Below are 8,492 nucleotides of genomic sequence, written 5' to 3'. Positions count from 1 at the left end.
CTGCCCCTGCCGACCCGTACCGTCACCGGGGCGGTCCGCGACGGGGCCGGCGCGTGGGCGCGTCTGGCCCGCACGGTGATGCGCGGCCCGGCGGTGTCCCTGGTCGCGGTCGGCGGTGTGCTGCTGGTCTTGAGCTCGGGGCTGTGGGCGACCGAGCTGGGTTCCACGGATCAGCGCTACCTGCCCGAGGACGCCTCCAGCCGGATCGCCACCGAGGCGCTGGAGGAGGACTTCCCCGCCGGTGGGCTGGGGCGGTTGCACGTGGCCGTCGTCGGTCAGGTCGCGGAAGACGACCTGACCGAGTACGCCGAACGGTTGGGGGGACTGTCGTCCAGGGTCGCGCTCTCCCGCGTCGAGCGCACCGGTGAGGACGTCGCGCACGTGCTGGTCGCCTACGAGGGGGCGATCGACGCCCCGGAGACCGGGCGGCTGGTGCGCGACATCCGGGCCGAACCGCTGCCCGAGGGTGCCGAGGAGGCCCTGGTGGGCGGGGTGGCCGCCCGGCAACTGGACAACGTCACGGCGATCGTCGACGCGGCCCCCACGACCGTCGTCTTCGTCGCCACGGCCACCCTGGTCCTGCTCTTCCTCGCCTTCGGCTCCGTGGTGCTGCCGATCAAGGCCGTGCTCATGGGCGCGCTGTCGCTCGGCGCCTCTCTGGGCGTGGTGGTCCTGGGCTTCCAGGAGGGCGCGTTCGGCGGGCTGCTGGGTTTCGACGCCGTGGGCACCATCGACCCGACCTACCTGGTGCTCATCACCATCGTCTCCTTCGGCCTGGCGATGGACTACGAGCTGTTCCTGCTCAGCCGGGTGCGGGAGGAGTACCTCAGGGCGGGGGACAACACGCACGCGGTCGCGACGGGCCTGCAGCGCACGGCGCGCATCATCACGAGCGCCGCGCTCCTGCTCGTGGTCGTCCTGCTGGCCATGGGCACCTCGGGCCTGCTCTTCCTGAAGATCATCGGCGTCGGCCTGGCCATCGCCGTGGTGGTGGACGCCAGCCTGGTCCGGGCGGTGATGGTGCCCGCGACCATGCGGCTGCTCGGCGACCTCAACTGGTGGCTGCCGCGCCCGCTGCGCTGGCTGCACGACCGGGTGGGCATCTCCGAGGGCGGCGCCGAGGACGACGGAGAGGCACCCGCGGCCCCGACCGAGCCGCTGCGGGTGCCCGAGCGCGTGTAGGGCCACGGCGACACCGAAGCCGAGAACAGGGGCCGTCCCAGAAGGGGCGGCCCCTCGTCGTGTGCGCGATACCGGTGGAAAATCATATGTAGTTCATACTATCTTTTTCATCGATCGTATGAATTATCTATCGTTTGTGCCGACGCGGACCCCCGGCACCGGAAGGCGGACACCATGGCCACACCACCGACCACAGCTCTCCGCGCGCCCCAGGACGCCTCTCCACCGAACGGCGCCGGACCGCTGGGCGGGCTCGGCGCCGTGATCGCGCGCCACCCCCGGCGCGTGCTCCTCGCGGCGGCCCTCCTCGGGGCCATCGGCCTGCTCCTGGCCCCCGGCGCCATGGAACGGCTGCTGCTCAGCCGGTTCGAGAGTCCCGGGTCGGAGTCCCTGCGGGTCGAACGGGAACTCGAACGGACGTTCGGCGAGGGGAAACACCACTTCCTGGTCCTGGTGACCGCGCGCTCCGGGTCGGTGGACGACCCCGAGGTCGCCGAGGCCGCCAGCGACCTGGAGGCGGAACTGGACAACCACCCCGCCGTGGCGGAGGCCGCCTCCTACTGGTCGCGCGGCGGTTCACCGGCCATGCGCTCCGACGACGGGTCCCAGGCCCTGATCACCGTCCGCATGAACGGAAGCGTCACCGAAGCCCGGACGGCGCTGGCCGACCTCTCACCGGGCCTCGCGCGCGACGACGGGACCATCCGCGCCGAGGTCGGCGGAGGGGACGAGATCTTCCGTCAGGCTGCTGAACAGGCGCGCGCCGACTTCCTCCTCGCCGAGGCGATCATCCTGCCCCTGGTGTTCGCGCTCCTGCTGGCCCTCTACCGGCGGGTGTCGGTGGCGGCCCTGACGCTGGGCGCGGGGGTGTACGCGGTCGTCCTCGCCCTGGCCGTCCTGCGCGGGGTCACGTACCTGGCCGAGGTGTCCACGTTCGCCGCCAACCTGAGCCTGGTGATGGGGATCGGGCTGGGGGTGGACTACGGCCTGTTCGTCATCACGCGCTTTCGCGAGGAGCTGGCGCGGGGGAGCGCCGTCGCGGACGCGGTCGCCACATCCGTGGCCAGGGCCGGGCGCACCGTGGCGTTCAGCGGGGCGACGGTCGCGGTGGCCCTGTCGTGCCTGCTGCTCTTCCCCTTCCCCTTCCTCCGGTCCTTCGCCTACGCCGGTGTGGCGACCGTGGCGACCTCCGTGTTCGCCGCGCTGGTGGTCCTGCCCGCGGCTCTGTCCCTGCTCGGCCACCGTGTCCGCCCCCGCCGCGAGCCCGGGCCGGACGCGGGGTTCTGGCACGGGCTCTCGCTGCGGATGGCGCGCCGCCCTCTGATGTACGGGGTGCCCGCCCTGGCGGCGGTCCTGCTGCTGGCCGCTCCCGCGCTCGGACTGAACTTCGGCCTGCCCGACGCCCGGGTCCTGCCCGAGGGTGTCTCCAGCCGCGACGTCCAGGACCGGATCGAGGCTGGTTTCTCCTACGAGGAGATGGACGCCGTCCAGGTCCTGGTGGACCTGCCGAGCGGTGACGAGGAGGTCGTCGACGCCTACGCCGCAGACCTCTCACGAGTCGAGGGTGTGTACCAGGTGGACGCGCTCACCGGGCGCTACGCCGACGGGGAACGGATCCTGGCGCCCGAGCCCGGGGCCGCCGACCGGTTCGGATCCTCCGAGGAGACCTGGTTCTCCGCCGTCCCCGAGGCCGGGGCCCTGGACGACACCGCAGACCTGATCGAGCGGATCCGAGCGGTCCCGGCGCCCGGGGAGGCGCGGATCGGTGGCTATCCGGCCGACCTCACGGACTTCCGTGAGGCGCTCCTCGACCGCGTTCCGCTGGTGTTCGGGCTCGTCCTCGCGGTCACCTTCGTCATCCTGTTCCTGATGACGGGAAGCATCCTGCTCCCGGCCAAGGCGATCGTGCTCAACGTGCTGAGTCTGGCGGTGATGTTCGGGGTGATGGTCTGGATCTTCCAGGAGGGGAATCTGTCCGGGGCCCTGGGCTTCACAGCCGACGGGACCCTGGAGGTCAGCTTCCCGATCCTGATGTTCTGCGTCGCCTTCGGGCTGTCCATGGACTACGAGGTGTTCATGATGTCGCGGATCAAGGAGGAGTACGACCGTACCGGTGACACCACCGCGGCCGTGGCGGCCGGTCTGCAGCGCAGCGGTCCGCTGGTCACGGCGGCCGCGGTGATCCTGGCGGCGTCCTTCGCCACGTACGCGTTCTCCGACGTGCTGTACCTGAAGATGCTGGCGATCGGCATGGCGACGGTGATCCTGGTGGACGCCACCCTGATCCGAGGCGTGCTGGTGCCGGTGTTCACCCGCCTGGCCGGGCGCGCCAACTGGTGGGCGCCCGCGCCGCTGGCGCGGTTCCATGCCCGGTTCGGCCTGTCCGACTAAGCGTCCTTGGTGACGCGGGGGTGCGTGGTGAGCAGACGGCCGGACAGGTCGTGCAGCGCCCGCACCTCCTCCGCGGCCAGGGGGGCGAACAGTTCGGCCTCGGCGCGGGAGACGGCCTCGCGCGCCTCGTCCAGGTGTCGCCGCGCCCGCTCGGTCGGCGTGACGATGTACCGGCGGCGGTCACGCGGGTTGCGCTCCCGGGCGACCAGCCCCTGTTCCTCCAGGTCGTCGATGAGGCCGACCATGACGTTGGGGTCGATACCCAGGACCCGGCTCAGCTCCTTCTGCGAGGGGGCGGCCATGGAGTCGGCCGCCGCGAGGACGTGGAACTGGCGGGCGCTGATCCCCAGCGGCTCGAAGATCCGCGCGGTCGTGGCCTGCGCCAGTTCCCCGAGCTTGATCAACCGGAAGCCGGTGGTGTTCCACATGGGGGTGTCCCACCCGGCCGCATTCTCCGTCATCGGTCACCCTCACCAGCTCGATCGTCGGTGCACACGATCATAGGGAATGCGGAGCGATCGGTGGCGGACGCGCGGACGGGCCCGGCGTCCCAGAGGGGAGCCGGGCCCACCGGGACTTCGCTACTCGTCGAAGAGCTCGTCGATCGTAGTCGCGGTCATCGCCCTTTCCAACCAGGTGTCGAGGGTGTCCGCGTCCTGGCACCGGCTGATGCGCTCACGCGCTTCCTCGGGAACCTCGACACCGTGCTTGGAGAGGAAGCGCAGGATCGCCTTCGCCTCGCCCTCGGCCCGGAGGCTCTCGGTCCAGGCGCTGGTGTACTCGAACGTGTCCGCCATCATGAGCTTCTCCAGTGCTTTCTGTCCGTCGGTGTCGTCGAGCAGGTGGAGCGAGTACCCAATGTACTTCGCCGCCTTCTCCGGGTCGATCTTGTCGAGTCCGGTGTGCAGGGCGTCCAGGACGTCCTTCTTGGTGGCCCCGTGTGCCGCCGCCGACAGCACCCCCAGGGTGGGGGAGGCGGCGACGGTGGCCGGGTCGGTGACCACCGGGATGTCCTTCGGCCCGACCACGAGCGGGTGCAGGACGAAGCCGGGGTGGCCGAGCGGGATCGGGTCGGCGTACCAGTCGGCCACCGGCTGACGAGGGCAGATCACCAACAGGGTGACCGGGCACTCGTGCCGGGACCGCAGGCATGCCACGTACTCGGGCCAGGTGAAGCGCTTGCGCTCCTTCTCGTCTCGCTGCACCTCCACGATGACGCCCATGAGTGAGTCGAGGGGGCCGTCGGGACCCTCGCCGCGCAGCATGATCGCGACGTCGGAGCGGCGCTCGACCGGGTCGACGTGCCCGAGGTCGCAGGACGTGACCTCGCTGCGCTCGTAGTCCGGGACGCGGACACCGCGCTCGCGCAGGAACTCCACGGCCATGTCGGGGGAGTCGGAGAACAACTCCGCGTAGATCTGGTGTTCTGGGGAGATTGCCACGCACCAGATATTACACAGGGTTACTGATAAGTGTGAATGGGTGATAGAATTATTCAGGAATTCGGTTTCGTGCGGAAATGGCACGAAAGAACGGGCCCGGCCGCCTCTCGGCGACCGGGCCCGCGGGGTCCGTCCAGGGTCCTACGACCGTCAGAGCGCCTTGAGCGCGCCTTCGTGGAACGGCTTGCCGTTCACGGCCTCGGACACGCCCGAGCGGTCCAGGTACGGCGTGATACCACCGGTGTGGAACGGCCAGCCAGCGCCCGTGATCAGGCACAGGTCGATGTCGGCGGGCTCGGCCACGACACCCTCGTCCAGCATGATCCGGACCTCCCGGGCCAGCGCGCGCAGCGCCCGGTCCAGGATGGCGCTCTCCTCGGACGGGTTGGTCCCGCCGCTGAGCAGCTCCTTCACCTCCGGGTCGATGGTGAGGTCCGGCGCGAAGATCTGGGTCTTGCCGGCCTTGACCACCTCGGCCAGCTGCTGGGACACCGCGAAGCGCTCCGGGAAGGCCTCGTGCAGCGTCTCGGACACGTGCAGCGCCACCGCCGGACCCACCAGCTGGAGGAGCATCAGCGGCGACATCGGCAGGCCCAGGGGCGCGACCGCGCGGTCGGCGACCTCGGGCTCGGTGCCCTCCTCGACAGCCGCCAGGACCTCGCCCATGAACAGGGTGAGCAGGCGGTTGACGACGAACGCGGGGGCGTCCTTGCACAGCACCGCGGTCTTCTTCAGCTTCTTGGCCGTGGCGAAGGCCGTGGCCAGCGCGGCGTCGTCGGTCTTCTCGCCGCGGATGATCTCCAGCAGCGGCAGGACGGCGACCGGGTTGAAGAAGTGGAAGCCCACGACCCGCTCGGGGTGCTGGAGCTTGGCCGCCATCTCGTTGATCGACAGCGAGGAGGTGTTGGTGGCCAGGATCGCCTCCGGGGAGACCACGGCCTCCACCTCGGCGAACACCTGCTGCTTGACCTCCATCTTCTCGAAGACGGCCTCGATCACGAAGTCGGCGTCGGAGAAGGCGTCCTTGGTCAGCGAACCGGACACCAGGCCCTTGAGGCGGTTGGCCTTGTCCTGGCTGACCCGGCCCTTCTTCAGGAGCTTGTCGACCTCGCCGTGGACGTAGGCCACGCCCTTGTCGAGGCGCTCCTGGTCCAGGTCGGTCATGACGACCGGAACGTCCAGGCGGCGGGCGAACAGCAGCGCCAGCTGCCCGGCCATCAGACCGGCGCCCACGACGCCGACCTTGGTGACCTTGCGCGCCAGCTGCTTGTCCGGCGCGCCCGCGGGCCGCTTGGCGCGCTTTTGCACCAGGTCGAACGCGTACAGGCCGGACTTGAGCTCCTCGCTCATGATGAGGTCGGCGAGCGCGTCGTCCTCGGCGGCGAAGCCCTCGTCGCGCGTGCGGTTCTTGGCCTCGGCGACCAGCTCGATCGCGCGGGCCGGGGCCGGGGCGGCGCCGTGCAGCTTGCCCTCGACGACGAACCGGGCCATGTTGACCGCGTTGTCCCAGGCCTCGCCCTTGTCGACCTCGGGGCGCTCGACCTCGACGTCGCCCTTGACGACCTTGGCCGCCCAGCGCAGCGACTCCTCGACGAAGTCCGCGGGCTCGAAGATGGCGTCGGCGATGCCCATCTCGAAGACCTGCTTGCCCTTGATCATCTTGTTCTGGGCGAGCGGGTTGTCGACGATCAGCTTCAGGGCCTTCTCGGCGCCGATCAGGTTCGGCAGCAGGTAGGTGCCGCCCCAGCCCGGGACGAGGCCCAGGAAGGCCTCGGGAAGCGCGAACGCCGGGACGCCCGAGGATACGGTGCGGTAGGTGCAGTGCAGCGCGACCTCGACGCCGCCACCCATGGCAGCGCCGTTGACCAGCGCGAACGTCGGTACGTCCAGCTCGCCGAGCTTGCGGAACACGTCGTGCCCGAGCTTGCCGATGGCGTGCGCCTGCTCGCGGTTCTGGAGCGCGGGCACGCCGGTCAGGTCGGCGCCGACGGCGAAGATGAACGGCTTGCCGGTGACGGCCACGGCCACGATGTCGGTGCGCGCCCTGGCGGCCTCGATCGCGGCGTCCAGGCTCATCAGACCACCGGGGCCGAAGGTGTTCGGCTTGGTGTGGTCGTGCCCGTTGTCCAGGGTGATCAGCACCGCGGTGCCCGCGCCGTAGGGGAGCTGGACGTCACGGGAGATCGCGTTGGTGACGATCTCGGAGCTGAAGAGTTCCCTTGCCTGCTCGATCGCGGTGCTCACTTGCCCCCCTCGTAGTTGGTGTTCTCCCACAGGATGGTCCCGCCCATGCCCAGGCCGACGCACATGGTGGTCAGGCCGTAGCGGACGTCGGGGCGCTCGGCGAACTGGCGCGCGAGCTGCATCATCAGGCGCACGCCGGAGGAGGCGAGCGGGTGGCCGACCGCGATCGCGCCGCCCCACGGGTTGACGCGGGCGTCGTCGTCGGCGACGCCGAAGTGCTCCAGGAAGGCGAGCACCTGGACGGCGAAGGCCTCGTTGATCTCGATGATGCCGATGTCGTCGATCGAGATGCCCTGGCGCGCGAACAGCTTCTCCGTGGCGGGGACGGGGCCGACGCCCATGACCGCCGGGTCGACGCCGGCGAAGGAGAAGTCGACCAGGCGCATGCGCGCGTCCAGGCCGAGCTCGGCGGCGACGTCCTCGGCGGCGAGCAGTGCGCCGGTGGCGCCGTCGTTGAGGCCGGCGGCGTTACCGGGCGTCACGTTGCCGTGGGAGCGGAACGGCGTCTTGAGACCGGCGAGCGACTCCATGGTCGTGCCGGGCCGGGGCGGCTCGTCCTCGGTGGCCAGGCCCCAACCCTTCTCCAGGGAGCGGACGACCATCTCGACGAGGTCCTGCTGGATCTTGCCGTCGGCGTAGGCCTTGGCGACCTTCTCCTGGCTGCGCACCGCGTAGGCGTCGGCGCGCTCCTTGGTGATGGTCGGGTAGCGGTCGTGGAGGTTCTCCGCGGTGTTGCCCATGACGAGGGCCGACGGGTCGACCAGCTTCTCGGAGAGGAAACGGGGGTTGGGGTCGACGCCCTCACCCATGGGGTGGCGGCCCATGTGCTCGACACCGCCGGCGATCACCACGTCGTAGGCGCCGAAGGAGATCCCCGCGCCAGAGGTGGTGACGGCCGTGAGCGCACCGGCGCACATACGGTCGATGGCGTAGCCGGGGACGCTCTGCGGCAGCCCGGCAAGGATGGCGGCGCTGCGGCCGATGGTCAGGCCCTGGTCGCCGATCTGGGTGGTGGCGGCGATGGCGACCTCGTCGACGCGCTCCGGCGGCAGACCCGGGTTGCGGCGCAGCAGCTCGCGGATGACGCGGACGACCATGTCGTCGGCACGCGTCTCGGCGTAGAGGCCCTTGCCAGACTTGCCGAACGGGGTGCGGACCCCGTCGACAAACACGACATCGCGTGCGGTTCGCGGCACGATGGGCCCTCCTTCTCAGGCGGTGGGACGGACTTGT

The 8,492-nt window shown here is 70.4% G+C and carries 6 protein-coding genes; 2 read left to right on the top strand and 4 right to left on the bottom strand.

What is annotated here, in order from left to right; all coding sequences use genetic code 11:
- Positions 1-1,182 (top strand): MMPL family transporter (locus D471_RS33595; RefSeq protein ID WP_017598295.1); only part of this gene is annotated, 1,182 nt, incomplete at its 5' end.
- Between the two features lie 174 nt (positions 1,183-1,356).
- Positions 1,357-3,573 carry an MMPL family transporter gene (locus D471_RS0108870; protein ID WP_017598294.1) on the top strand — a complete coding sequence of 739 codons (2,217 nt, stop codon included), beginning with the start codon at positions 1,357-1,359 and terminating at the stop codon, positions 3,571-3,573.
- On the opposite strand, the gene D471_RS0108865 is transcribed toward D471_RS0108870, so the two are convergent.
- The 4 genes from D471_RS0108865 to D471_RS0108850 form a co-directional block, all read right to left on the bottom strand.
- Positions 3,570-4,034: a MarR family winged helix-turn-helix transcriptional regulator gene (locus tag D471_RS0108865; protein ID WP_026127549.1), complete on the bottom strand. Its 465-nt coding sequence runs from the start codon at positions 4,032-4,034 to the stop codon at positions 3,570-3,572. The genes D471_RS0108870 and D471_RS0108865 overlap by 4 nt on opposite strands.
- A 120-nt stretch (positions 4,035-4,154) precedes the next feature.
- On the bottom strand, positions 4,155-5,015 hold the full coding sequence (locus tag D471_RS0108860; protein ID WP_026127548.1) for a serpin family protein: 861 nt from the start codon (positions 5,013-5,015) through the stop codon (positions 4,155-4,157).
- Positions 5,016-5,165: 150 nt separating this feature from the next.
- Positions 5,166-7,259, bottom strand: coding sequence for a 3-hydroxyacyl-CoA dehydrogenase NAD-binding domain-containing protein (locus D471_RS0108855; RefSeq protein WP_017598291.1), 2,094 nt, complete (start codon positions 7,257-7,259; stop codon positions 5,166-5,168).
- Positions 7,256-8,455: a thiolase family protein gene (locus tag D471_RS0108850; RefSeq protein WP_026127547.1), complete on the bottom strand. Its 1,200-nt coding sequence runs from the start codon at positions 8,453-8,455 to the stop codon at positions 7,256-7,258. Before D471_RS0108850 ends, D471_RS0108855 begins: the two co-directional genes overlap by 4 nt.
- Between the last annotated feature and the right edge of the window lie 37 nt (positions 8,456-8,492).

The sequence above is a fragment of the Nocardiopsis lucentensis DSM 44048 genome (genome assembly GCF_000341125.1).
GTDB classification, from domain to species: domain Bacteria; phylum Actinomycetota; class Actinomycetes; order Streptosporangiales; family Streptosporangiaceae; genus Nocardiopsis; species Nocardiopsis lucentensis.
The sequence above is the reverse complement of the archived record's forward strand: the minus strand, read 5'-3'. Positions and strand labels throughout refer to the sequence as shown.